Origin of the sequence: Arthrobacter sp. StoSoilB13, assembly GCF_019977255.1 — a bacterium.
GTDB lineage: Bacteria > Actinomycetota > Actinomycetes > Actinomycetales > Micrococcaceae > Arthrobacter.
This window is the reverse complement of sequence record NZ_AP024647.1, coordinates 2432168-2455462: the sequence shown is the minus strand read 5'-3', so window position 1 is coordinate 2455462 and position 23295 is coordinate 2432168. Positions and strand designations below refer to the sequence as shown.

20 protein-coding genes and 3 pseudogenes are annotated in these 23295 nt (G+C 63.2%); 12 read left to right on the top strand and 11 right to left on the bottom strand.

Annotated elements, in window-relative coordinates; all coding sequences use genetic code 11:
* Positions 1-37 precede the first annotated feature (37 nt).
* Positions 38-2210, top strand: a pseudogene (locus tag LDP01_RS11530) (MMPL family transporter).
* A gap of 4 nt (positions 2211-2214) precedes the next feature.
* Here the strand turns inward: LDP01_RS11530 and LDP01_RS11525 are convergent.
* The 5 genes from LDP01_RS11525 to LDP01_RS11505 form a co-directional block, all read right to left on the bottom strand.
* A complete protein-coding gene (locus LDP01_RS11525) occupies positions 2215-3732 on the bottom strand; it encodes a PEP-utilizing enzyme (RefSeq protein WP_224089266.1) in 1518 nt (505 codons plus the stop codon).
* Complete coding sequence (locus LDP01_RS11520; RefSeq protein ID WP_224089263.1) at positions 3656-4465, bottom strand: PEP/pyruvate-binding domain-containing protein; 810 nt, start codon at positions 4463-4465, stop codon at positions 3656-3658. Before LDP01_RS11520 ends, LDP01_RS11525 begins: the two co-directional genes overlap by 77 nt.
* 36 nt (positions 4466-4501) lie before the next feature.
* On the bottom strand, positions 4502-4984 hold the full coding sequence (locus tag LDP01_RS11515) for a GNAT family N-acetyltransferase (protein ID WP_224089261.1): 483 nt from the start codon (positions 4982-4984) through the stop codon (positions 4502-4504).
* A gap of 125 nt (positions 4985-5109) precedes the next feature.
* Positions 5110-5457 (bottom strand): ArsR/SmtB family transcription factor, encoded by a 348-nt coding sequence (locus LDP01_RS11510; RefSeq protein WP_224089258.1) that lies wholly within the window; start codon positions 5455-5457, stop codon positions 5110-5112.
* Positions 5458-5559: 102 nt separating this feature from the next.
* Positions 5560-6300, bottom strand: coding sequence for an aquaporin (locus tag LDP01_RS11505; RefSeq protein ID WP_224089255.1), 741 nt, complete (start codon positions 6298-6300; stop codon positions 5560-5562).
* A gap of 45 nt (positions 6301-6345) precedes the next feature.
* Between LDP01_RS11505 and LDP01_RS11500 the strand changes: the two genes are divergently transcribed.
* From LDP01_RS11500 to LDP01_RS11485, 4 genes and pseudogenes are all read left to right on the top strand, one after another.
* A complete protein-coding gene (locus LDP01_RS11500; RefSeq protein ID WP_224089252.1) occupies positions 6346-7020 on the top strand; it encodes a metalloregulator ArsR/SmtB family transcription factor in 675 nt (224 codons plus the stop codon).
* Positions 7021-7192: 172 nt separating this feature from the next.
* A complete protein-coding gene (locus LDP01_RS11495; RefSeq protein WP_224089250.1) occupies positions 7193-7615 on the top strand; it encodes an arsenate reductase ArsC in 423 nt (140 codons plus the stop codon).
* Between the two features lie 40 nt (positions 7616-7655).
* Positions 7656-8634: pseudogene (gene trxB, locus LDP01_RS11490) on the top strand (thioredoxin-disulfide reductase).
* 26 nt (positions 8635-8660) lie between these two features.
* Positions 8661-10034 carry an FAD-dependent oxidoreductase gene (locus tag LDP01_RS11485; protein ID WP_224091172.1) on the top strand — a complete coding sequence of 458 codons (1374 nt, stop codon included), beginning with the start codon at positions 8661-8663 and terminating at the stop codon, positions 10032-10034.
* Positions 10035-10037: 3 nt separating this feature from the next.
* Here the strand turns inward: LDP01_RS11485 and LDP01_RS11480 are convergent, their stop codons facing one another.
* The gene (locus LDP01_RS11480; RefSeq protein ID WP_224089247.1) at positions 10038-10895 is read right to left on the bottom strand and encodes a prephenate dehydratase; all 858 of its coding nucleotides are present in this window, start codon (positions 10893-10895) and stop codon (positions 10038-10040) included.
* A gap of 144 nt (positions 10896-11039) precedes the next feature.
* Positions 11040-12453 (bottom strand): annotated as a pseudogene (locus LDP01_RS11475) (aldehyde dehydrogenase family protein).
* Positions 12454-12615: 162 nt separating this feature from the next.
* On the opposite strand from LDP01_RS11475, the gene LDP01_RS11470 reads away from it, so the two are divergent.
* Positions 12616-13266, top strand: coding sequence for a LysE family translocator (locus tag LDP01_RS11470; RefSeq protein WP_224089244.1), 651 nt, complete (start codon positions 12616-12618; stop codon positions 13264-13266).
* A 15-nt stretch (positions 13267-13281) separates the two neighbouring features.
* On the opposite strand, the gene LDP01_RS11465 is transcribed toward LDP01_RS11470, so the two are convergent.
* Positions 13282-13872: a TetR/AcrR family transcriptional regulator gene (locus LDP01_RS11465; protein WP_224089241.1), complete on the bottom strand. Its 591-nt coding sequence runs from the start codon at positions 13870-13872 to the stop codon at positions 13282-13284.
* 123 nt (positions 13873-13995) lie between these two features.
* Between LDP01_RS11465 and LDP01_RS11460 the strand changes: the two genes are divergently transcribed.
* The 4 genes from LDP01_RS11460 to LDP01_RS11445 all read left to right on the top strand — a co-directional run bounded on the left by LDP01_RS11460 (position 13996) and on the right by LDP01_RS11445 (position 18665).
* Positions 13996-15987: a primary-amine oxidase gene (locus LDP01_RS11460; protein WP_224089238.1), complete on the top strand. Its 1992-nt coding sequence runs from the start codon at positions 13996-13998 to the stop codon at positions 15985-15987.
* A 16-nt stretch (positions 15988-16003) separates the two neighbouring features.
* Positions 16004-16465: a hypothetical protein gene (locus tag LDP01_RS11455; protein ID WP_224089235.1), complete on the top strand. Its 462-nt coding sequence runs from the start codon at positions 16004-16006 to the stop codon at positions 16463-16465.
* Between the two features lie 108 nt (positions 16466-16573).
* Positions 16574-17878 carry an APC family permease gene (locus LDP01_RS11450; RefSeq protein ID WP_224089231.1) on the top strand — a complete coding sequence of 435 codons (1305 nt, stop codon included), beginning with the start codon at positions 16574-16576 and terminating at the stop codon, positions 17876-17878.
* On the top strand, positions 17853-18665 hold the full coding sequence (locus LDP01_RS11445) for a hypothetical protein (RefSeq protein ID WP_224089228.1): 813 nt from the start codon (positions 17853-17855) through the stop codon (positions 18663-18665). The genes LDP01_RS11450 and LDP01_RS11445 overlap by 26 nt, the downstream gene beginning before the upstream one ends.
* 51 nt (positions 18666-18716) lie before the next feature.
* On the opposite strand, the gene LDP01_RS11440 is transcribed toward LDP01_RS11445, so the two are convergent.
* Together LDP01_RS11440 and LDP01_RS11435 are read right to left on the bottom strand one after the other, a co-directional pair.
* Positions 18717-19610, bottom strand: coding sequence for a sigma-70 family RNA polymerase sigma factor (locus LDP01_RS11440; protein WP_224089225.1), 894 nt, complete (start codon positions 19608-19610; stop codon positions 18717-18719).
* A 17-nt stretch (positions 19611-19627) separates the two neighbouring features.
* Entirely contained in the window at positions 19628-20086 is a 459-nt protein-coding gene (locus LDP01_RS11435) for a carboxymuconolactone decarboxylase family protein (RefSeq protein WP_224089223.1), read from the bottom strand.
* A gap of 175 nt (positions 20087-20261) precedes the next feature.
* Between LDP01_RS11435 and LDP01_RS11430 the strand changes: the two genes are divergently transcribed.
* Positions 20262-20858 carry an RNA polymerase sigma factor gene (locus LDP01_RS11430; RefSeq protein WP_224089222.1) on the top strand — a complete coding sequence of 199 codons (597 nt, stop codon included), beginning with the start codon at positions 20262-20264 and terminating at the stop codon, positions 20856-20858.
* Entirely contained in the window at positions 20824-21876 is a 1053-nt protein-coding gene (locus tag LDP01_RS11425) for a CU044_5270 family protein (protein WP_224089221.1), read from the top strand. The genes LDP01_RS11430 and LDP01_RS11425 overlap by 35 nt, the downstream gene beginning before the upstream one ends.
* Before the next feature lie 189 nt (positions 21877-22065).
* Here LDP01_RS11425 and LDP01_RS11420 read toward each other — a convergent pair whose 3' ends face one another.
* Positions 22066-23292: a pyridoxal phosphate-dependent aminotransferase gene (locus LDP01_RS11420; protein ID WP_224091171.1), complete on the bottom strand. Its 1227-nt coding sequence runs from the start codon at positions 23290-23292 to the stop codon at positions 22066-22068.
* Between the last annotated feature and the right edge of the window lie 3 nt (positions 23293-23295).

Genomic DNA, 23295 nt, shown 5'->3' with positions numbered 1-23295 from the left:
GAATAAAGAGACTCTCAAGCTTCCGGAAGAAGGACCCATGAACGCGCAGAAGGTACCGTTCTGGCTTCGATGGTTGGTGCCCGTGGTGCTTGTCATCATCTGGCTTGGCATTGCCGGCGTTGGCGGCCCAACGTTCGGGCGCCTGGACGAAGTCTCCTCCAATGACCAGGCCTCGTTTCTCCCAGCAGGCGCCGAAGCGACGGAAGCCGGTAACTGGCAGGCGAAGTTCCGTGATTCCAAGGAGATCCCTGCCGTGGTCATCGTTGAGAACGGGACGGCCCTCACCCCGGCCCAGCTGGGCGAAGCAGCCCAGCTGAAAGCCGACATCGAGGCGCTCAAGCTGGGTGACGCCGTCGTCGGGGCCTCTTCCCTCGGAGGACGGCAAAGCTGTCCAGTTCATCGTGCCAATAGCGTCCTCGGATGAGCTGCGCGACAAAATCCAGGAACTGCGCGACGTTGTTCAACCGGGCGCTCCGGACGGGACCCGAGCCTTCGTTACCGGTCCCGCCGGGCTGACCGCCGATCTGGTGAACGCGTTCGGCGGCATTGACGGCATCCTTCTGCTGGTGGCCCTTGGCGCCGTGTTTGTCATTTTGCTGCTCGTGTACCGCTCACTTGTCCTGCCTCTGGCAGTCCTCCTGACATCGGTCTTTGCGCTCTGCGCGGCCATTCTCCTGGTGTTCGCCATGGCCAAACTGGGCTGGATCCAGCTCAATGGCCAGAGTCAGGGAATCCTGTCCATCCTGGTGATTGGTGCGGCCACCGACTATGCGCTGCTGTATGTGGCTCGATTCCGCGAGGCCCTGACCCACACCACCAACCGTACGAGGGCAGTGCTCACGGCATGGAAAGCCTCCTTCGAACCGATCCTTGCGTCCGGCGCGACCGTCATCATCGCGCTGCTTTGCCTGCTCTTCTCCGACCTGAACTCCAACAAGGCGCTGGGTCCTGTGGCAGCTGCCGGAATCCTTTGCTCGCTCTTCGCCGCGCTTACCCTCCTGCCAGCGCTCATGGCCCTGCTGGGCCGCGCCGCGTTCTGGCCCTTCCGCCCCAAGCTCCTGCCCGACGACGAACGCGAACCCGAGCTGGTTACTGGACTTGAAGGGCAAAAGGGTCTGTGGCGGGCAACTGCTTCGCTGGTTTCCCGGCGGCCGCGCGCCGTATGGGTGGCTTCGGTCCTGCTGCTCCTGGTGGCTTCGGCAGGCGTCCTGCAATTGAAGGCCAACGGCGTCCCCCAAACGGACGTCATCCTCGCGGCCTCCGACGCCGTGGACGGCCAGGACGCGCTGGCGCGGCATTTCGACGCCGGCAGCGGCAGCCCCGCCGTCGTGGTCGCCTCCGAAGATTCCGCGCAGGAAGTGCTGGACAAGGTCAAAGCGGCCGACGGCGTGGGTGACGCCTACCTCCTGGCCGACGGAAATGTGCCCATCACCGGTGCTCCGGGAACTCCGACCGATCCCGTCGTCCGCGAGGGCAAGGTGCTGATCAATGCGACGCTCGACGCTGCCGCAGACTCGATCGAGGCCGAAGAAGCTGTGAAGTCGCTCCGTGCGGCCGTGAAAGAGGTCGACGCCGGCGCTTTGGTTGGCGGGGTCACTGCCACGGCGCTGGACACCAACATCACCGCGCAGCGCGACCTGGTGGTCATCATCCCCATCGTCCTGGTGGTCATCCTCTTCATCCTGATGCTCCTGCTGCGCTCCGTTGTGGCGCCTGTGCTGCTGGTGCTGTCCGTGGTCCTGTCCTATGCGGCAGCCATGGGCGTCTCGGCCCTGGTGTTCAACGGGATTTTCGGTTTCCCAGGTGCAGATGCCACGGTTCCACTCTTCGGGTTCGTCTTCCTGGTGGCATTGGGCGTGGACTACAACATCTTCCTCATGAGCAGGGTGCGCGAGGAATCGTTGACGCACGGAACCCGGCCTGGAATCCTCCGTGGCCTGGGCGTTACGGGTGGGGTGATTACGTCAGCCGGTGTTGTGTTGGCTGCTACGTTCGCCGCCCTCGGAGTTATTCCCATCATGTTCCTCGTGCAACTGGCCTTCATCGTGGCCTTCGGGGTGCTGCTGGATACCATTGTGGTCCGCTCACTGCTGGTGCCCGCGCTCGCATACGACATCGGACACCGGATTTGGTGGCCAGCTAAGCCCGGCCGGCAGGCTGAGGCAGTGGCGCGTCCCCGTGAGGAGGAACGGGCGGCGGTGGGACGGTAGCTCGTCATTCGGCCGCGACGACGTAGCCCGCACCTCCGTCCACGGTGACTCGCTGGCCCGTCTTGAGTAGCCGGGTCGCGTTGCCGGTTCCAACGACGGCGGGTATCCCGTACTCCCGGGCAACCAGAGACGCGTGGGCGGCAAGGGTTCCGCCGTCGGTGACCACGGCGGCGGCTCGAGCGAAAAGGGGCGTCCAGGCTGGTGCGGTGGATCGCGCTACGAGTATCTCGCCATCGAGGAAGCTGTCGAATTCCTCCAGACCTGACATCACCCGCACCCTGCCCGTCGCGCGTCCAGTGCTGGCCGGGTGGCCGACAATTGCACCCGCGGGAACCTCGTGGGTTGTCCTTGCCACGTCAACTGCGCCCGCCACGGGATCAGCTCCAAACCTGCCGGGTTCGCCAATGATGAGAGGTGCGTCCAGACGCCGTTGCATCTCCCAGGTTGCCCGGCGGCTTCCTACCAGCTCCCTGTAGTCCGCCGAAGGGTTCATCACTTCACCCAGGTGGAGGAAATGGATGTCCTGCGGGTCCTCGATGGCACCTGCCGCAGCGAGGTTTTCTCCCAGGCGTTTGGCGCAACGGCGCAAGACCGGCCATCCCAGAGTGAGGTAAAGGGACTGTTCTTCCCGTAGGGCGGCGTAGTACTGGGCCATCGTGACGAGTGAATCAAAGCGGGTGAGGACCCTTGGACTATCAAGCAGCACTTCCCTCGCTGCGGCTTCGGCTGCCTTTCGCTGTGCGTCAAGAGCCTCCTTGCCGGCCGTGGTTGAAGCCGTTTCAGGGCTTCGGATGCCTGCCTCGCCGAATGTCGGGTGGTACCAGTCGAGGGAGTAAACGGCCGATTCCGATGGTGGCGCACTGCTGCGGGTGAGGCCTGTGCTTGTGAGACCGCGGAGCAGGGCCTGATGGCCGAGGCGTCCTGCCGGCGTGTCGGTCAGAGAAGCGGCTAGGTGCTTTTGCCAGAGCCTGGCCAGGGCCGCTTCCATTTTCCAGGCAGATCCGCCCACGACGGCCAATGACCACAGGTAGATTCCCGCCTGCCTGACAATGGCATCCACAAGCTCGATGTGCCTTGCCGGGGAAGCCGTGTCCACCTCTTGCTCTGCATTGCGCACGAGTTCCCGATAGTCGGGCAGCAGCTGGTGTCGCCATTTCAGCTCCAGACCCTTCAGAACAGCACGGTGTGCCGCAGTCGGATTGCTGGAGACGCGGAAAAGGACGTTGAAAAGGAACCATGGCAAACGACCACGGCTTCGAACTATCAACGGCGCCACAATCCGTGGGGACGGAATCGGCGGGGCGTTGTAATACCAGCCATTGACGGCGCCATAACGAAACGACACCCGCACCTGAATATCGTCCTCCATGCCGTCGAGATACCCGGTCTCGATCCGGTGAAGAAGCCAGTCCTCGAACAACGGCGTCATGGGATCCGGAAGCCATTCACCCAGCCTGAAATTCCGCGCCCACAGGCCTTCGCCCGGAGCTGTCCAAACTGCTGGCGTGGGAAGCGCCGTCATCGGGCGGGCCCTGAAGGAGGAACAGTGCGTCGTCATGGTCCAGAGCCCACTCGATGTCCTGCGGGACCCCGGCCCGGTGGTCGAGCCGACGGGCCAACGCCGCTACTTGCCTTGCTTGGTCCAGGGTGAGGATGCTGCCATCCCTGGTGCGCGTGGCGTCGCTGGCGCGGACTGTCCATTGCTCTCCGACTGCTTCGCCGGACACCAGCGGCTCCCCAAGACCGGCGACGGCCGTGACAATGGTTTCGTCGTGGTCCCCGGTCAGCGGGTTGGCAGTGAACGCAACGCCTGCGGCACGGGGCTGGACCATCTGTTGAACGAGTACCGCCATGGAAAGGCCTGCCGCATCGCCGCGGGCCGCTGCTCCGAGAGCAGCCTCATACGCTGCAACTCTGTGCTCCGCAGCGGAGGCCAAACACTGCCTGACAGCATGCTCAAGGTCATCCCGCTCAACGTTCAGCAAGCTTTCGTAGAGACCAGCATAGGAAGCGCCTGCGAGGTCCTCTGCGGTGGAAGAGGACCTGACAGCGTAGGGTCCCGGGCCTATCCTGCCGGCAGCAGCTGTCAGAGCGCCCGCGAGGTTGTTTCCGAGTTGCCCCACCACCTCCGACGTGACGACGAACCCCGCTGGCACGTTGAAACCCTCTGCCCTGAGCTCGGAAAGAGTGGCTGCTTTACTGCCCAACACGGTCTGGTCCGCGCTCGCAGAGCCAAGCTGCGGAAACTCGTTCATAGCCAAGGCTCTCCCTCTTCGCAGACACTTCCGGTTTCAGACAGTCGCGGAGCGTCTTTCGATCATGAGGGTGTCGCGCCACTGCCCCGCGAGTGGGCCAAGAGGCATCCTGGCGATTCGATTCCGCCGGCCGACAACCGTAAAGCCCTCCGCAACATGTAGCCGGAGGCTCGCTTCATTCTCGGGAAAGACACTGGCTTGGATCGTCCAGATTCCTGCTTCTTCAGTGGACGTGATCAGCGCGCGGAGAAGGGCCTTACCCACACCCAAACCGCGGGCTTCCCCGGCCACGTAAATGGAATGCTCCACGACACCGGCATACGCTGCACGCGAGGAGGTGGCGGACACGGCGGCCCAACCGAGGATCCGGCCTTCTGCTTCCGCGACCAGCCGGTGATCCTTGAGTCTTGTAGCGTCGAATTGCTCCCACGCAGGAGCGGAGGGCTCGAACGTGGCGTTCCCGGACTCGATACCTTCGGTGAAGATCTCCCTGACCACCGGCCAATCGGAACGGGTCATTTTGCGGATCCGGACGCCGCTGTTGGGCAATGGCGCCGTAGTCCCTTTAGTCTCCGTTGGAGTCTCGCTCGTTCCTGTAGTCCTGCTCGTCCCTGTAGTCCCGCTTGTCCCTGAAGTCCCGCTTGTCACAAGGTCTCCAGCAGGCCGGAAGTCCGCTCAATGGCACCCGGGACCAAGGAGTAGTACGCCCATGTGCCCCGCTTTTCGCGGTGCAGAAGGCCGGCATCCACCAGGATCTTCAGGTGGTGTGAGACTGTCGGCTGGCCGAGGTCCAAGGGCTCGGTGAGATCGCAGACGCATGCTTCACCGCCGTCGGCGCTTTTGACGATGGACAACAGGCGAAGCCGGTTGGGATCGGCCAGCGCCTTAAACACGGAGGCGCGGACCTGGGCCTCATAGGCGTCAAGGGAGCCTGTTGATGGTGGACAACAGTCCTTGTCCGTAGCCGGTTCGAGGAGTGGCAGCGAGGTCATCTATCCATTATGCCGCAACATTGACATTCATCAATGTATGGTCGTGGCGCCCTTTGCCGTTAAGCTGCGGCCCTTCGCCGGCGAGCTGCTGGGCCTTCTCCATTAACGGTCTGCGCCTTCCCCCGCATGTGGGATGACCACCTCACTGGCGGAGCGCCCGGCGCCTGGAAAGAGCAGGAGCAGAAGTGCAAGGCCCAAGGCTGCGCCGATCAGCTGCGCGGCGATGAATGGAGGCGCGGATGCTGGTGCGATGCCGGCAAACGTGCCGCTGAAAATCCGGCCGAGGGTTACGGCTGGGTTGGCAAATGAAGTTGAGGATGTGAACCAGTACGCGGCGCCGATGTAAGCGCCCACGGCTGGGGCTGCCAGGACGCCCCTATTCGTGGCGGCGAGAGCGAAAATCAGGAGGATCAGCACTGCGGTGGCAACGATCTCGGCCAGTAGGTGCCCGGGTGTCGCGCGTTCCTTCCTGGAAATGTCCGTCCCGATCTCAAACATGGCGTTCGCCAGGGCACTCCCACAGATCGCTCCCACGATCTGCGTGGGTATATACGCCCCGAGGTCCCGAAGGCTCAGTCCGGACCCATTGCGCCGCCCCAGGAACCAGTCCGCCAAGGACACTACGGGGTTGAAATGGGCGCCACTGATCGGCCCGAACACCAGGATCAGCACTGTCAGTCCGAGAACTGTTGCCGTGCTGTTTTGCAGCAGCTGCAGGCCGGTGTCGGCGGGGGATAGATGTTGAGCGGCAATCCCGGACCCGACAACGACCGCAACCAGCAGGCAGGTGCCTAGCAGTTCGGCGATGGCGCGGCGCCATAGGGGTGGCTGGGGTGAAGTCATGGGAACAGCTTGACGCAAAGAATTATCTCAGTCAAAATTGAACCAATGAATATTGAAGCAGTTGGGGTCTTTCAGGCAAGGGTCGCAAGGCATGCCGCCCTCGCTGATCCAGCGCGCCTGCGCATAGTTGACCTGCTAACCCTCGGGGACTTTTCGCCAACAGAATTGCAGGCTGAATTGGGCATGCCGTCCAACCTGCTCTCCCACCACCTGCGCACCCTCGAGGAAGCAGGCTTGGCAAAGCGCCACCGCTCGGAGGCGGACAGGCGCCGCAGCTACTTCCGTCTTGCCAGCGACGCTTTCGAGGGTCTTGTGCCCGGCATCGCCCACGACGCACGTCGCGTCTTGTTCGTCTGCACGCGCAACAGTGCCCGCTCCCAACTGGCCTCTGCCCTTTGGCGGCAGGCCAGCGCGATACCTTCGGTCTCGGCTGGAACGCACCCCGCGGACAGTATCGCCGTGGGGGCTGTCGAGGCGGCCCGGCGACATGGCCTGGATCTGCCCGACGTCGCTCCCCGCGCTCTTGACGAAGTAGCGGATGAAGCCGACTTCATCGTGACCGTCTGCGACAACGCCCATGAGGAGTTGGTCGGCCTCGGTGGGATCCACTGGTCTGTTGCCGATCCCTTGCGGCTGGATACTCCGGCGGCCTTCGATGCAGCCTTCGAGGATATTGCCCACCGCGTCACTGAGCTCGCTGCGCGCGTCGTTGCCGCTTAGAAACGTGGGGCTCAAAATCAAATATTGACAATCATCGATATACCGCCCGATACTTCTATGTATCGATCTTCATCAATATCCATGGATCGATACGGTTTTTCAGAGCTTTACGGTTAGGGCGCATGTCTCCACACCACACACTCGTTCGCACAACACTTCCAGGAGAAAACCCGTGAGCACCGAAACCGCCAAGAAGCCCTCCGTCCTCTTTGTCTGCGTCCACAATGCCGGCCGATCCCAGATGGCGGCCGCGTTCCTAAGCACTCTCGCCAAGGGGGAGATCGAGGTCCGCTCCGCCGGTTCCCAGCCGGCCGACAAGGTCAACCCCGCCGCCGTCGAGGCCATGGCCGAACTGGGCATCGACATGTCCGCCGAAATCCCGAAGGTACTCACCACCGACGCCGTCAAGGAATCCGACGTCGTCATCACCATGGGCTGTGGTGACGAATGCCCATACTTCCCCGGCAAGCGGTATGAAGACTGGGTCCTGGAAGATCCAGCTGGCCAGGGTGTTGACGCGGTACGTCCTATTCGGGATGAAATTAAGACCCGCATCGAGGGCCTGATCGATTCCCTCATCCCTGCGTCCAAGTAATCCGGCTTCCGGCATAGGAGAGATTCCCGTGAGTAATGACATCAGCGCCGAACAACTGATTATCATCGGCTCGGGCCCGGCGGGCTACACCGCGGCCATCTATGCGGCCCGGGCAGGGCTTAAGCCCCTCGTCCTGGCAGGCTCGGTTACTGCGGGTGGCGCTTTGATGAACACCACCGAGGTCGAAAACTTCCCCGGCTTCCCGGGCGGTATCCAGGGCCCCGAGTTGATGGACGGACTCCAGGAACAGGCCGAGAAGTTCGGCGCCCGCATAGTGTTCGACGACGTCACGGAAGTCGATCTGAAAGCTCACCTCAAACGAGTGGTCACCGGCGCGGGGGAGACGCATGAAGCGCCCGCCGTCATCCTCGCTACTGGTTCGGCCCTATAAGGAACTCGGACTGCCGGAAGAGAAAAAGCTCAGCGGACACGGCGTGTCCTGGTGCGCCACATGCGATGGTTTCTTCTTTCGGGAACAGGACATCATTGTGGTTGGCGGTGGAGACTCTGCCATGGAAGAAGCAACCTTCCTGACACGCTTCGGCAAGTCCGTGACTGTTGTGGTCCGCAAGGGTGAACTCCGTGCCTCGCGCATCATGGCCCAGCGGGCCAAGGACAATCCCAAGATCAGCTTCGCCTGGAACTCCGCCGTCACCAGGATCCACGGCGATACCAAAGTTACCGGAGTGACTCTGACGGATACCCGCACTGGAGAAACCCGCGAACAGGCTGCAACAGGGATCTTCGTTGCCATTGGTCATTTGCCCCGCACCGAGCTTGTCGCCGGGCAGGTGGACCTCGACGCCGAGGGTTACATCAAAGTCGATTCGCCCACCACCTGCACCAATCTCTCCGGGGTCTTCGCATGTGGCGATGCCGTGGATCACCGGTACCGCCAGGCGATCACCGCCGCCGGCACGGGGTGCGCTGCAGCGCTGGATGCTGAACGATTTCTGGCGGCACTTGAGGACGCAGACAGCATAGCCACGGCACTGGTGGAAGAACCCACCCACGCCTGAGGATCCCAAGGATGAAAGAGGACACCATGGAGACAGCGAAGAACCTTCCCGTCGCGATAATCGGTGCCGGCCCGGTCGGATTGGCCGCAGCAGCGCACTTGATCGAACGTGGCCTCGAACCGGTCATCTTTGAAGCTGGACCCTCCGCCGGTGCGGCCATCGAACAATGGCGCCACATCCGGCTCTTCTCGCCCTGGCGTTTCAACATCGATGCCGCCGCCGTCCGCCTCCTGGAACAATCAGGCTGGGAATCTCCCCGCCCCACGGCCCTGCCTTACGGCGGGGAGCTCATCGACAACTACCTCACTCCGCTGGCAGCCATGCCGGTCATGGCGTCCCGCTTGCAGACGGGCGCCCGCGTTGTCGCCGTTACCCGTCTGGGACTGGACAAGACCCACGTCCGTGACCGGGACACCACCCCTTTCCTGGTCAGGGTGGAGCACGCGGACGGCGAAACCCGTGATCATGTTGTGGCTGCCGTCATCGATGCCTCGGGAACGTGGTCAACCCGCAACCCACTGGGCACCTCAGGCTTGCCCGCCGTTGGCGAAGAGACAGCGGCGGACCGCATATCCTCGCCCCTTCCTGATGTCACAGGGCGGGACCGGACCAGCTTTGCCGGCCGTCGCGTCCTCGTCGTGGGCGCTGGACACTCGGCTGCGAACACCCTGATCAATTTGGCCGACCTCTCCAAGGACGAACCCAACACGCGGATCCTGTGGGCCGTGCGAGGCGGCTCTGCGGAGAAGGTCTACGGTGGCGGAGCCGCGGACGGATTGCCCGCGCGGGGCCAGCTCGGCGCCAGGCTTCGTCGGCTCGTCGAAGCGGGAAGCATAGAACTGCACACACGTTTCGGCATAGCTGGCCTGAAATCGCTCGATTCCGGGCTGAGCGTTGAATCCGTTGACGGACGCACGCTGGATGTCGATGTCATCGTTCCGTGCACCGGCTTCCGCCCGGACCTGGAGATCCTGCGCGAACTCCGTCTCAACCTCGATCCTGCCGTTGAGGCACCCACGGAGCTCGGTCCACTGATTGACCCCGAATTCCACTCCTGCGGCACTGTCCCTCCACATGGTGCCAAGCTGCTGGCACATCCAGAGAAAGACTTCTACATCGTGGGAATGAAGTCCTATGGCCGTGCTCCGACCTTCCTGCTGGCCACGGGCTATGAGCAGGTCCGCTCAGTCGCTGCTGCACTGGCCGGTGACCACGAGGCAGCGGATTTGGTGCAGCTGGAATTGCCGGAAACGGGAGTCTGCTCTACGGACGCCGGGACCAGCTGCGATGTTCCCTCGACGGTCATCAACGAAAAAGCGGAGTCGGGCTGCTGCGCTTCACCGGAACCAGCTTTCGTCGGCTTCCCGACCGGGCTCGCGCACGGCCGTTCGGGGGTTTAGCCGCTAGGCGTTGACGGTGTTCCGTTGCCGATAGCCATCGGCGGCATAGACGCCCAGGATCCGCACCTCCGTGGTGAAGAATTCCAGCTCCTCCAACGCCCGGCGGAGACGCGCGTCCGCAGGGTGCCCTTCGACGTCGGAGAGGAACATGGTGGCCGCGAACTCGTTACCGACCATGTAACTCTCGAGCCTGGTCATGTTCAGGCCGTTGGTCGCAAAACCACCCAGCGCTTTGTAGAGCGCTGAGGGGACGTTGCGAACACGGAACACGAAGCTCGTGATCGCGGGACCCGGAAGCTCCTCCTTGGTGGGGATTTCGCGTTCCCGGGCCAGAACCACAAAGCGCGTGGTGTTGGTGGGGTCATCCTCGACGCCTGAGGCCAGCACCTCCAGACCATACAAGCCCGCGGCCAGTGGAGGAGCGAGGGAAAGCTTGCGGGGATCGTTCCAATCGCGCACTTCCCTCGCTGATCCTGCCGTGTCTCCGGCGATAACCGGCTTGAGGCCGGCTTCCCGGATGATCTTGCGGCATTGGCCCAAAGCATGGATATGGCTGTGAACCTCTGTTGCGCCTTCAATGGTGCTGCCCGGAATGCCCAAGAGGTCAAACCGGATGGGCAGGAAATACTCGCCCACGATTTGCAGCTTGGACTGGGGGAGCAGTGCGTGAATGTCAGCCACACGTCCGGCGATGGAGTTCTCGATCGGGATCATGGCGAGGTCCACTTCACCGGTGGACACCAGTTCAAAGGCGTCTTCAAAGCTTGCGCAGGGCACGCTTTCGAGGTCGGGGAACATTTCCTTGCACGCGAGATCCGAGTTGGCTCCCGGCTCACCTTGATACGCAATCTTCTGGGACATGGTGCTCATGGTTTCACGCGGATCCCCCAGCAACCCAACCGGGTCCACCCTGTGACCGGCAACCCAACTGAGTCGCAGCAGTGCGCGTTTTGAGGGGTCAAAACGCGCTCAACTGCGACTCAGTTGGGTCAGGGAAGCGGGAACTCAGCCGTTGATGATCTGCGGTACGCCCAGTGCCTTGAGGCCTTCAGCGCCGAACTCCAGGCCGTAGCCGGACTGCTTGGCGCCACCGAAGGGGATGCGTGGGTCCACTGCGCCGTGCTTGTTGATCCACACGGTGCCGGCCTGGATGCGGGAGGCGACCTCGCGGGCCGCAGCCACGTCGGAGGACCACACGGAGGCGCCGAGGCCGACGTCGAGGGCGTTGGCTTTGGCGACTGCCTCGTCAACGGTGCTGTACCGGATGATCGGCAGGGCCGGGCCGAACTGTTCCTCGGCGACGAGCGGGTTGTCGTTGTCGATGTCGGCAACCAGCGTGGTGGGGTAGAAGTTGCCGGGCTGATCGGCGTCGGGGTTGCCGCCGAGCAGGATACGTGCACCGGAGTCGCGGGCAGCCTCCACCAGCCTGGCCACGATGTCGTACTGCTGGCGGTTCTGCAGCGGGCCGAGGACGTTGTTCTCATCGAGCCCGTTGCCCATCGGCATCGCGGCGGCAACTGCGGCCAGTTCAGTGCACACTGCCTCGTACAGCGAGTCGTGGACGTACAGGCGCTTCAGGGCGGCGCAGGTCTGGCCGGTGTTGATGAAAGCGCCCCAGAACAGCCCCTCAGCGATGGCTTTGGGGTCCGCGTCGGGCAGGACGATGCCTGCGTCGTTGCCGCCGAGTTCCAGGGTGAGGCGCTTGACGGTGTCAGCCGACGAACGGATGATCGCCTTGCCTGTAGCGGTGGAACCGGTGAACATGACCTTGCCGATCGCCTCGTGCGCGGCCAGCGCTTCGCCGACGTCGCGTCCTCCGGAGACCACGGTGAGCAGGCCTTCGGGCAGTTCCTGGTTGATGATCGAGGCCAACGCGAGCACGGACAGCGGGGTGTATTCGGATGGTTTGACCACCACGGCGTTGCCCATCCGGAGGGCAGGGGCGATTTGCCAGACAGTGATCATCATCGGCCAGTTCCAGGGGCCGATCGCTCCCACGACGCCGATGGGCCGGTAGTGCAGTTCGGCGCGGGTTTCGCCGTCGTCCACTACAGTCTCAGGGTCCAGCGGTGTGGCGGCGGTTGCGCGCAGCCACGCGGCGCACGCGCCGACTTCGAAGCGGGCGTTCGGGCCGTTCAGCGGCTTGCCCTGCTCGCGGGAGAGCAGTTGGGCGAGCTCTTCTGCGGAGCGTTCGACGGCGTCGGCCCGCCTTCATGAGCGCAGCGGACCGCGCGTCGTGGCCCAAGGCAGCCCAAGCTGGCTGTGCAGCTGCGGCAGCTGCAACTGCGGCGTCAAGATCTTCAACGGTGTGGACGGGGGCATCGCCGACCGCCTGGCCCGTTGCAGGGTCAAGAATCGTGCGGCTGTTCTGGCCGGGGGCTGCGGTAATCGAGGCCAGCAAGGCGTCGTAAGTCTCCATTGGTACTCCGCTCGGGTAGTAAGTCTTGGCGGCCAGTGAGGCGCGCGGCGATGATTCCAGTGTGGTTGGCGTCACGCGGAGTCGCCTTGTCTATGCACGAACAGCCCTTGACGGGAAGCGAACGCTTTCCAGCAGCGCCTTTCGTACCGGATAATTTGGCGGGTGACTCTTGCATCCCTCGCTGCCTTCGCCGGTCTCTGCCTGGTCTTGTCTGTAACTCCGGGTCCGGACACCTTTCTGGTCCTTCGCATTGCGTTGAACCGTCCCAGTGCTGGAATTGCTGCGGCGGCGGGGTCGGCCATGGGGGCGATTGTTTGGGCTGCACTGGTGGGCGTTGGCCTCGCGGCCATCCTTGAGCAGTCGGCGGAACTGTTCCGCTGGGTCAAGATCGCGGGCGGCTTGTACTTGCTGTATCTGGGCGTTTCGTCGTTCATCAAGTCCAGGAAAGCGGCCAGGGCGGCCAAAGCAGGCCCAGAGGGAGAGGGTTCCAACGCGCCCCTCCCGTACAGCCGGCTCGCGGCGCTGGGCGCAGGAGCTCTCTCCACACTCCTGAACCCGAAGGTAGGCCTGTTCTATCTCGCCGTGGTGCCGCAGTTCATCCCGCACGGCGGAGACACCATGGGTACCTCACTCATTCTGGGCATCGTGGTTGCCGTCATTGCCTTCGCGTACCTGTCGATGATCGCGGTGGTGGCGTTCAAGGCGATGCGTTGGCTCAAGCGCCCCAAGGTGAGTACCGCCGTCGAGCGTGTCAGCAGCGGTGTGATCGCGGGACTGGGCGTCGGCGTGGTGGCGTCGGGCGCCAGCAGCTAGGCAACCAGCAGTTAGCTAGCCCGCCAGCAACCTTAGATAGTTGTCCAGCTGCCCTTCAAGGTCCTGGGCAAAGTGCTCGCCGGGGGAGAGGGCTGCCACGATCTGGGCGCCCAGCATCATGTTGAGCAGATGATCGGCGACGGCGGCGTCCCCAATGAGGGCGGCAATCTCGCCGGCCGCGCGGGCTGCTGCCGTGTGCGCCGTGATGGTGTTGTGCCACTGGTTCATGGACTCGCTGTGCAGGGCCGCCATCTCTGCGTCGTTGAGGGCCTTCTGCCAAAACGGGATCACGATGCGGGCTTCGTTGACGCGCTCCTCGTCCAGCGGCAGGACTTCGGCGCAGAAGGCGCGGAGGGCAGCGATGCCGGCCAAACCCGAGGTCACGGCCGCTATGCGCTGGTTGGTGCGGTTGAAAACGTGCCCGAAAGCTGACGTCAGCAGCAGATCCTTGGTCGGAAAGTAGGGCTTGAGCGCGCCATTGGCAAAGCCGGCTTCTTCGGCAATTTCGCGCATGGTGGCGCCTTCAATGCCCAGCCTTGCAATGATCCGCCAGGTTGCGTCCACCAGTTCGAGGCGTCGTTGATCGTGGTCCACAATCTTTGGCACTGAGCGGGCTCCCTGAAAACTTTTTGGCGGAAAGGTCTTGTGACTCATCTTACGTTTTGGTTATTCTCTACACCTATAGAAAATAAATCCTGACCCATCATAGGTCCCGGACAAGAGGCAGCCATGACGCCCACAGCAACCCAGACAGCCACTGACGCAGCCGTTAAGGAAACCCAGTACCGCCTGGCCACAGGTGCCGAAATCTCTGAGGTGCAGCGCCTCCTGCAGGCCGCCGGACACCTCGGCGCCGAGCAGCGGATTGCCTACCTGGGCCTTGTGGATCCGTCCCGCAGCCAGGCAAAGGAAGGCCGCCGCTTCCGTGTGTTCATCCACGACATCGCCGGCGGGGCTCCTACCGACGTCCTGGTGTCGGTGACACGTGGTGAGATCCTGTCCGCGACAGAACTGGACACCAAAGTCTCCGGCGAACTCCCCGTGCTGGAGGAAGAGTTCGAGGTCGTGGAGACGCTCCTCGCCACGGACGAGCGCTGGCTCGCCGCCCTTGCGGCACGAGATCTGGACGTGGAAAAGGTTCGCGTGGCTCCGTTGTCCGCGGGCGTCTTCGAATACGACGAGGAACGCGGCCGCCGCATCCTTCGTGGCCTGGCCTTTGTGCAGGACTTCCCGGAGGACAGTGCGTGGGCCCACCCTGTGGACGGGCTGGTGGCGTACGTGGACGTGGTCAACAAGGAAGTCACCCAGGTGATCGATCTCGGCGTCATGCCGATCCCGGCCGAGCATGGAAACTACACGGATCCTGAACTGACCGGACCCCTGCGGACCTCCCAGAAGCCCATCAGCATCACGCAGCCGGAAGGTCCGAGCTTCACTGTCACAGGTGGCAATCACGTGGAGTGGGAAAAGTGGAGCGTGGACGTCGGCTTCGACGTCCGGGAAGGAGTTGTCCTCCACAACCTCGCTTTCCGGGACGGCGACCGCCTCAGGCCCATCATCAACCGTGCCTCGATCGCCGAAATGGTGGTTCCGTACGGCGATCCCTCGCCCATCCGGTCCTGGCAAAACTACTTCGACACCGGCGAATACCTCGTTGGCCAGTACGCCAACTCCTTGGAACTAGGTTGCGATTGCCTTGGCGACATCACCTACCTCAGCCCCATCATCAGCGATGCCTTCGGCAACCCCCTCGAAATCCGCAACGGGATCTGCATGCACGAAGAAGACTGGGGCATCCTCTCCAAGCACTCGGACCTCTGGACCGGCATCAACTACACCCGCCGCAACCGTCGGCTGGTGATCTCCTTCTTCACCACCATCGGCAACTACGATTACGGCTTCTACTGGTACCTCTACCTGGATGGAACCATCGAGTTCGAAGCCAAGGCCACCGGCATCGTGTTCACCAGCGCATTCCCGGAAGGCGGTTCGGACAACATTTCCCAGCTGGCGCCGGGCCTCGGTGCCCCGTTCCACCAGCACCTCTTCAGCGCCCGCCTGGACATGGCCATTGACGGCTTCACCAACCGCGTGGAAGAAGAAGACGTGGTCCGCCAGTCAATGGGCGAAGGCAATGAGCGCGGCAACGCCTTCTCCCGCAAGCGGACGCTGCTCACCCGCGAGTCGGAAGGCGTCCGGGAGGCCGACGCCCGCAGCGGCCGGACCTGGATCATTTCCAACCCCGAGTCCCGAAACCGTTTGGGCGAACCCGTCGGCTACAAGCTCCACGCCGAAAACCAGCCCACGCTGCTCGCCGACCCAGGTTCCTCTATCGCCAAGCGCGCCGCATTCGCCACGAAGGACCTCTGGGTCACCCGCTATGCCGACGACGAACGATACCCCACTGGTGACTTCGTGAACCAGCACTCCGGCGGAGCAGGTTTGCCGGCTTACGTCGCTCAGGACCGCGAGATAGACGGCCAGGACATCGTCGTATGGCACACCTTTGGCCTCACACACTTCCCCCGCGTGGAGGACTGGCCGATCATGCCCGTGGACACCGTTGGCTTCAAACTGCGTCCCGAAGGCTTCTTCGATCGGAGCCCTGTGCTGGATGTGCCGGCAAACTCCTCAGGTTCGAGCTGCCACAGCTCTGCCGCCGCCGCTGGGGATGAACATGGCGATGCGTCCGGCTCGGGTCAGCACGGCCACTGCCACTAAACGGATCCTCGGACACATGACCACGACGACGGGACGGGTCCGGTCAACCGGGCCCGTCCTCCATCCAAGGATCTGCGCGGCCCTCACTGCTGTGTCATGCGCCGTCCACCTGTGGCTCGCCGCCTCGGGACACCACGGCGCGTGGCTTGGCATCCTCATGATTGCCTTGGCGGCGGTGTGCGTGCCGTGCACCTTTCACATCTGGCGCCACAGCCGCGTCGGAGCTCTTCACCAGGTGACGGTTTCCGCTGTGGCAATGATTGCCCTTCATGCCGTCTTGCTGCTGGGAGCGGGCAGCCTGTCGGGAGCGGGCGGTGCCGGCCACTCGCATGGTGGGGGACCGACGTCGAACGCTTTTGATACTTCCGGTGCGACCGGACTGTTGCTGGTGATCGGACTGGAAATCACGACGGCGCTGCTCGCGGCCACGCTGGTAGCGCGGCTCCGGCGTCGGGTACAAATGGCCGCTGCTTCCTGACCCTGTTTGGCGTTCGGCAGCAGCCCAGCAGGAATTCGGCAGGATATTGCCTCGAGCAGGCAGTTTTCCCGCTTGTTGCACCCTGCCCGAACGCTGTTCAGTAGAGAGGTGAGTAGAGCTGTCAGTAATTCGGGTAATCCAGGCCTTGGCTTGTTCAGGGCGACGGGGATCTATGTAGGTGCCATTCTGGGGTCCGGTGTGCTGGTTCTGCCAGCTATCGCCGCCCAGGTTGCAGGACCGGCGTCGTTATTGGCGTGGGCGTTGCTGCTGGTGTTCTGCACACCCGTGGCGTTCAGCTTCGCGGAAATGTCCAGGCAACAGCCCGACGCCGGTGGGATCGCCACGTTCGTGACCCGCGCTTTCGGGCAGCGGGCCTCAGTTGTGGCCGGCTACCTCTTCTACTTCGCCATCCCGTTCGGGGCGCCCGCCACCGCGGTGATCGGCGGGGAATACATCGCGCATGCCATGGGCGGCGGGCGGGAGACGGCCCTGATCGCGGCCGGGTTCATCCTGGCGGCAGGTTTCCTGAGCAACGCGGTGGGGATCCGGGTCTCCAGCAAACTGCAACTCTTCTTCATGGTCTTGCTCGTGGCGTTGCTCGCGCTCGCCGTCGCCGTGGCCGCGCCCTACGCCAAGGCAGAGAACTTCGTTCCCTTCGCCCCGAACGGCTACTGGGCCGTGGGCGGCGCAGCGAGCCTGCTGTTCTTCTGCTTCGCCGGGTGGGAAGCCGTGACGCATCTGGCCGGCGAATTCCGCAACCCCGAGCGCGACTTGAAGCGGGCCACCTGGCTGACGCTCGTCGTCGTGGGTGTTGTCTACATCGGTTTGGTGGCAGCCTGTGTCGCCGTCCTCGGTCCCGGACTCGCTGGCAGCAGCGTGCCGGTGGCCGAACTGCTCGCGAAAGGACTGGGACCGGCGGCGGCTCCGGTGACGGCTGTTGCCGCTGCCGTGTTGACGTTCGGACCACTTAATACGTTCGTCGCCGGGGCCAGCAAGCTGGGCGCCAGGTTGGCGTCCGACGGCGTGCTGCCGCGGCCTTTGGCACGTGGCGTGGCTGCCGGCGAGGTGCCCTCTGTGAGCCTCGGCGTGCTGGCTGTTATGACGTCGCTTTCCTTTGCCATGGCCGCTGTGCGGCTCCTCAGCATGGAGTTCCAGATCGGCGCCGCGTCGGCGTGCTTCACGGCCGTCACCGCGTTCGGGCTGGCTGCAGGCGTGCTCCTGTTGCCCCGTGGAACCGCGGCCTGGTACGGCGTGATCGTGGCCGCCGTCGTGATGCTTGTGGTCCTGCTCTTCAGCGGCTGGGCGCTGCTGGTACCCGCCGTGCTGGGTGCCGCGGCATTGTTGGTGGGGCGCTTGTATTTGAAACCCCCGGTGCCACAATTGAGCCATGGCCGCAGCGTGGTCAATTCGTGAGGGGTTCCGCAGCGGGCCTGACCCTGATGCCCTGCGCCGCCCCTTCTTCATTGCCGCCGTTGTTGTCTTTGCCCTGGTAGTCCTGGCCGAGGTGGGGATGTCGCTCCTGCTGGGGCAGACCGCCGTCGATCCCGTCTCGGCAAGCGACGCCAACAACCTGGGCGTTCCGCTGGATGTCTTCCTCAAGACGCAGCGGGCCGATGCCGAACCGCCAGGCGCGGGCATTGGATTCCTCGCATTCCTGGATGGCTTGCTGCTGTTCACAGTGGTGATGCTGGGGCTTAGCCTGATCATCGATCTTCGAACCTATGGCCGGATCCAGGGGCTCACGACGTTCATCGTGACGCTGCTTTGGGTTATCGCGGCGTTCCTCACCGCAATGTTGGCTTTGGCGAAGCTGTTCCTGATGATCGGGTTGTTCGTGGCCACCCCGTTTGGAACCATTGCCTACCTTGCCCTGTGGGGGAGCTTTCCTACCGGGCAGGCAGCGGCGATTCTGGGGCTATTGCTGGTCCTGAAAATCGTGTTCGCAGTGTTGCTGATTCTCAGCCAGCCCAACTTCCTCAAGGTCACGGGACTCGTGGTGCTGCTGGTGGTGTCCGTGCTGCTACAGCTGATCCTGGGGCTGATCCATGGGTTCCTGCCCGGTCCGCTCGTGTCCATTGGAGATCAGTTCTGGGCGCTGATCACTGTGGTGGTGGCGCTGGTGTGGGCGCTGATCATGCTGATTGCCTCGATTCCCGCCATCATCAACGCCCTGCGCGTGAGCGGTTCGGCGGGGGACTAGCCTTGCCACCAGTCCGGTGACTTCGCGGGAATCCTGCCACTTCGAGCCAACTCACAGCGAAACCCGCGTCAGCTTGTCCGGATTCGAGATCTGCCGCAACCCGCGGATGGTGCCGTCAGGGCCGCCGTCGAGCACCAAGACGTCGGCGCGGCCCGAGTGCCGGAGTACCAGCGCTGGTTCCCCGTTCACAGCGATGAGCTCGGCAGTGACGGGCTGTACGGGATCGAAAACCACCGCTTTGCTGAGGATGCCCGCGAAGAACCGCCCGATCCGCTCCGCCCCGAACACCGGGTTCATTGCGCTCTTGACCTTGCCGCCGCCGTCGGCCCAGAGCACTGCATCCCGGTCGAGCATCGCCACTACCGTGTCAATCTCACCCTGCTCGATGGCTCGTACAAGTTTCTCCAAGGCTGCGCGATCCTTGGTCCTCGGAGCGGGAGCATCCGGGTCGATGTCCAAGCGGCGCTCGGCCCTGGAGATCATTTGGCGGACGGCAGTGGGAGTCTTTTCCAGGATGTCCGCGATTTCCGGCGCGGACATCCCAAAAGCGCGGTGGAGCACCAGTGCGGCTCTCGCCTCCGGCGCCAGCTGCTCAGCCAGGTGAAGCAAGGTCAAGGACAGGAGCTCGCGGTTGGCCACGGTTTCCTCCGGAAGCCTGGAGGTGTCCACCGGCTCCGGCAACCAAGGCCCGGTGTAATCCTCGCGCGCAGCGGCGAGTTGGCGGACCCGGTCAACGGAGCGCCGCACGCACACCGTTGTCAGCCACGCGGGCCAGGATTCCACGCGGTGGCCATCGGCCTTGCGTTCCTGCCGAACGGCATCGATGGCAACCTCGGAGACGACGTCCTCCGCATGGCCGAAATCACCCAACATCCGGTAGGCGATTCCCAGCAAACGATTCCGTTCGCTCTGCCACGCGGCCGTGGCCGACACCGCAAGACTCATGCCCTCCACGCTACCCCTCAGACGATCGGGTTCTTCTCATCTACCGGCGGCTCCATTTGCGTGCTCACGGCAATCCTGTTCCACACATTGATCGTGGAGATGGCCAGGATCAAACCGCCCATCTGGCTGTCGTCGAAATGGGTTGCTGCTGCATTCCAGATCTCGTCGGTGACGGTATCCGGACCCAGCTGCGTGACGGCGTCGGTCAAGGCCAGCACGGCCTGTTCCCGGGCGTCGAAGAACACCTTCGAATGCTGCCACGCCGCCACGGCATGCAACTTGCGGGCAGGAATCCCGCGCTTCCGACCGTCAGTGGAATGCATGTCCACGCAGAAACCGCAGCCGTTGAGGATGGAGGCGCGGAGCTTGATGAGTTCGTACAAGTCGGGATCAACCGACTTCCGGGCGTAGCCCTCCAGCCCGATGACAGCGGCGTAGCCGAGTTTGTTGCTGTGGCCGATATTGATGCGGGTCATGCTGTTTCCCTTCCGTGGTGGTGCCTTACATCAGGGATGTCGTAAGGGGCGACGGAAGTGTGACAGCTTTGGTCCGGATGAGATCAGAAAGTCACGGATAGTCTGTGGTCGAGGTCCAAGGGAGGAAGAAGGGCAGCTGCGTGAACTCTTTCCCGCCCAGCGGTCAATACATAGTGTGAGCACAGACAGCGACATCATCAGGCGGTCCCGGGACAGCCCCGCAGTTTTCGGGGAGCTGTACGATCGGCATGCCTCAGCCATTTACAGGTATGCGGCCAGAAGGGCCGGGGAATTCGCTGCGGACGACGTCACCTCGGAAACGTTCCTGGTCGCTTGGGAGCGTCTGGAAAGCTACGACACGAGCCGGGACGATGCCCGGCCATGGCTGTTCGGAATCGCTACCAATTTGCTTCGACAGCATCACCGTGCGGAAGCCAGTGTCCTCAGGACAGCGGCAAAAACTGCTTCACGTGAGGCCATAGCCGATGACTCCGACCGGATCGCTGCTGAGGTCGATGCCAAGGTCGCGACGGGACGAATTGCTGTAGCCCTCAGGGACATGGCTGCGATCGACAGGGAAACGCTGTTGCTTTACGCATGGGCTGATCTGACGTACGAAGGTATAGCCCAGGCCATGGGTGTTCCGCTGGGAACTGTTCGGTCCCGATTGAACCGTGCGCGGCAAACACTTCGAACCCAGTTCAGCCTCGAAAGACCTACCGAAACGGAGAACCACCATGGACGACCTGAAGCTGCTCCGCGAAATGCGTAGCGACGTCGGCTCAGCACCACCTGCCACGTTGGCCCGCGGCAGGGAAAAAGTCATGGCAAAAGTACAAGCTTCCCCCAAGCCGGCAACTCAACCGAAACCCACCGTTACGCCCATCCGGTTTCGGCGACGCGTCCTGTTTGCCTCTGCAGCGGCCGCCTTGCTGGTAGGTGGCATCGTCGTTGCCGATGTCGTCAGACCCGGAGGTCCGGGAGCCACGGCGGAGGCGGCCGAGGTGCTGAATAACGCTGCCGCTGCAACTATCCGAACGTCAGACCCCGTAGTGGGACCCGGCCAATACCTAAAAATCGACATGAAGTCGCTCGTTGGATCGGGCGGCCAGGCTTCAGATGGAAGCGAGGTGAACTGGCAGGAAACCACAAACAGCCAGATGTACGTGCCAGCCGACAGGGCCGGCGAATGGGTCTGGAACCGGCTACCGCGCATGATCCTGGACTCAGCGAGTGAAGAGGCCAAGGCTCTGGCAGCCGAACTCCGGAAGGCCCAGGAAACCCGGCCCGAAGGCCAACCTGCGCTCGTCGGGATTCTGCGCGCTCCGGGAGGTGCCTTCTACGGAAACGAGCCAACGGTCATCATCGGTACGCCGTTGAAAGAGGCCGCGAGTCTGCCTAGGGATCCCCGTGCTCTGCTGGACCTCATCTACGAACGAACCAAAGGCGCCGGCAAGTCCGCCGACAGCGAAGCCTTCGTGACGATCGCGGATGGTCTGCGGACCGGAGTCGTTCCGGCCGACCTGCGTGCCGCGCTCTATCAAGCAGCTGCTCTTATCCCCGGCGTCACGGTGACTGACAGGCACGCAATGATCGACGGCCGCACAGGCATCGCCATCGGTATCGCATCATCAGATGGAGTGACGGGGTCGAACATCGTCATTGATCCCGCCTCGGGTGTGGTCATCGGGGAACAATCCGTACTGCTCAAGGACTATCCCGGATATCCGGCAGGGACGGTCACGACGTGGACCTCGCTGAGGACCTCCGTGGTGGATTCCGCGCCCTAAGCTTTATCGCCAGGAACACTGCGGCACATTCTTGGAAGAAGCAGCGCTCCTATTGCCCGGCTTCGATAAGGCCAGCCCCGCAGGCATGACGATGGTGGACCCGGCGCGCTAACCGCCTGGCACCCCAACTGGGTCGCATTTGTGCGCGTTTTGAGGCGTCAAAACGCGCACAAATGCGACCTAGTTGGGTTAATCTGCCGGGCGGTTCCGGTACGCCGCCAGGAAGTGCTCGATCCTGCGCACGGCTTCCTCGATGTCCTCCACGGTCGGCAGGATCACGAAGCGGAAGTGGTCCGGGGTTGGCCAGTTGAAGGCCGTTCCGTGCGAGACGAGGATCTTCTGTTCCTGCAGGAGTTGGAGGACGAACTTCTCGTCGCTCTCGATCGGGTAGATCTCCGGGTCCAGCCGGGGGAACAGGTACATTGCGCCCGCGGCGGGGACGCACGAAACGCCCGGGATCGCGGTCAACAACTTCCACGCCAGGTCCCGTTGCTCACGCAGGCGGCCGCCGGGACGAATGAGTGCCTCGATGCTTTGGTATCCACCCAGGCAGGTTTGGATGGCGTGCTGGGCGGGAACGTTGGAGCACAACCTCAGCGAGGCGAGCAATTCCAGGGATTCGCGATAGGCAGCCGTTGCGGTCAATGGTCCCGTCACGGCAACCCAACCTGCACGGTATCCGGGCATGCGGTAGGCCTTGGAAAGTCCGCTGAACGTCAGAACCGGGATGTCGTCCGCTACCGCGGCGGTATGAATGTGCGGGGCGTCGACGTAGCGGATCTTCTCGTAGATCTCATCGGAAAAGAGGACGAGATCATGCTTCCTTGCGAGCGCCGCGAATTGCTCAAGGATGTGCCTGGGGTACACGGCCCCTGTGGGATTGTTCGGGTTGATGATCACGATGCCCCGTGTGCGCGCCGTGATCTTTGATTCGACGTCGGCCATGTCCGGCCACCAGTTCTCGTCCTCATCGCAAAGGTAGTGCACGGCTTTGCCGCCCGTGAGTGTCACGGCCGCGGTCCAGAGCGGGTAGTCGGGTGCCGGGATGAGGATCTCGTCGCCGTTTTCCATGAACGCCTGCAGGGTCATGGAAATGAGTTCGCTGACGCCGTTGCCGATGAAGACATCCTCGACGCCGATCGTCATCAGTCCGCGCGTCTGGTAGTACTGCGAGATCGCGGTCCGGGCGGAGAAGATGCCCTTGGAATCGCTGTAGCCCTGGGCCCCGCGGATGTGGTGGATCATGTCCACCACCACTGACTCCGGCGCCTCCAACCCGAACGGTGCCGTGTCCCCAAGGTTCATTTTGAGGATGCGGTGTCCCTCGGCTTCCATGGCCTTGGCGGCCTGGAGGATGGGACCACGGAGTTCGTAGCGGACATTCTGGAGTTTGCTGGAGTGCTGCATCGGACGCATGGT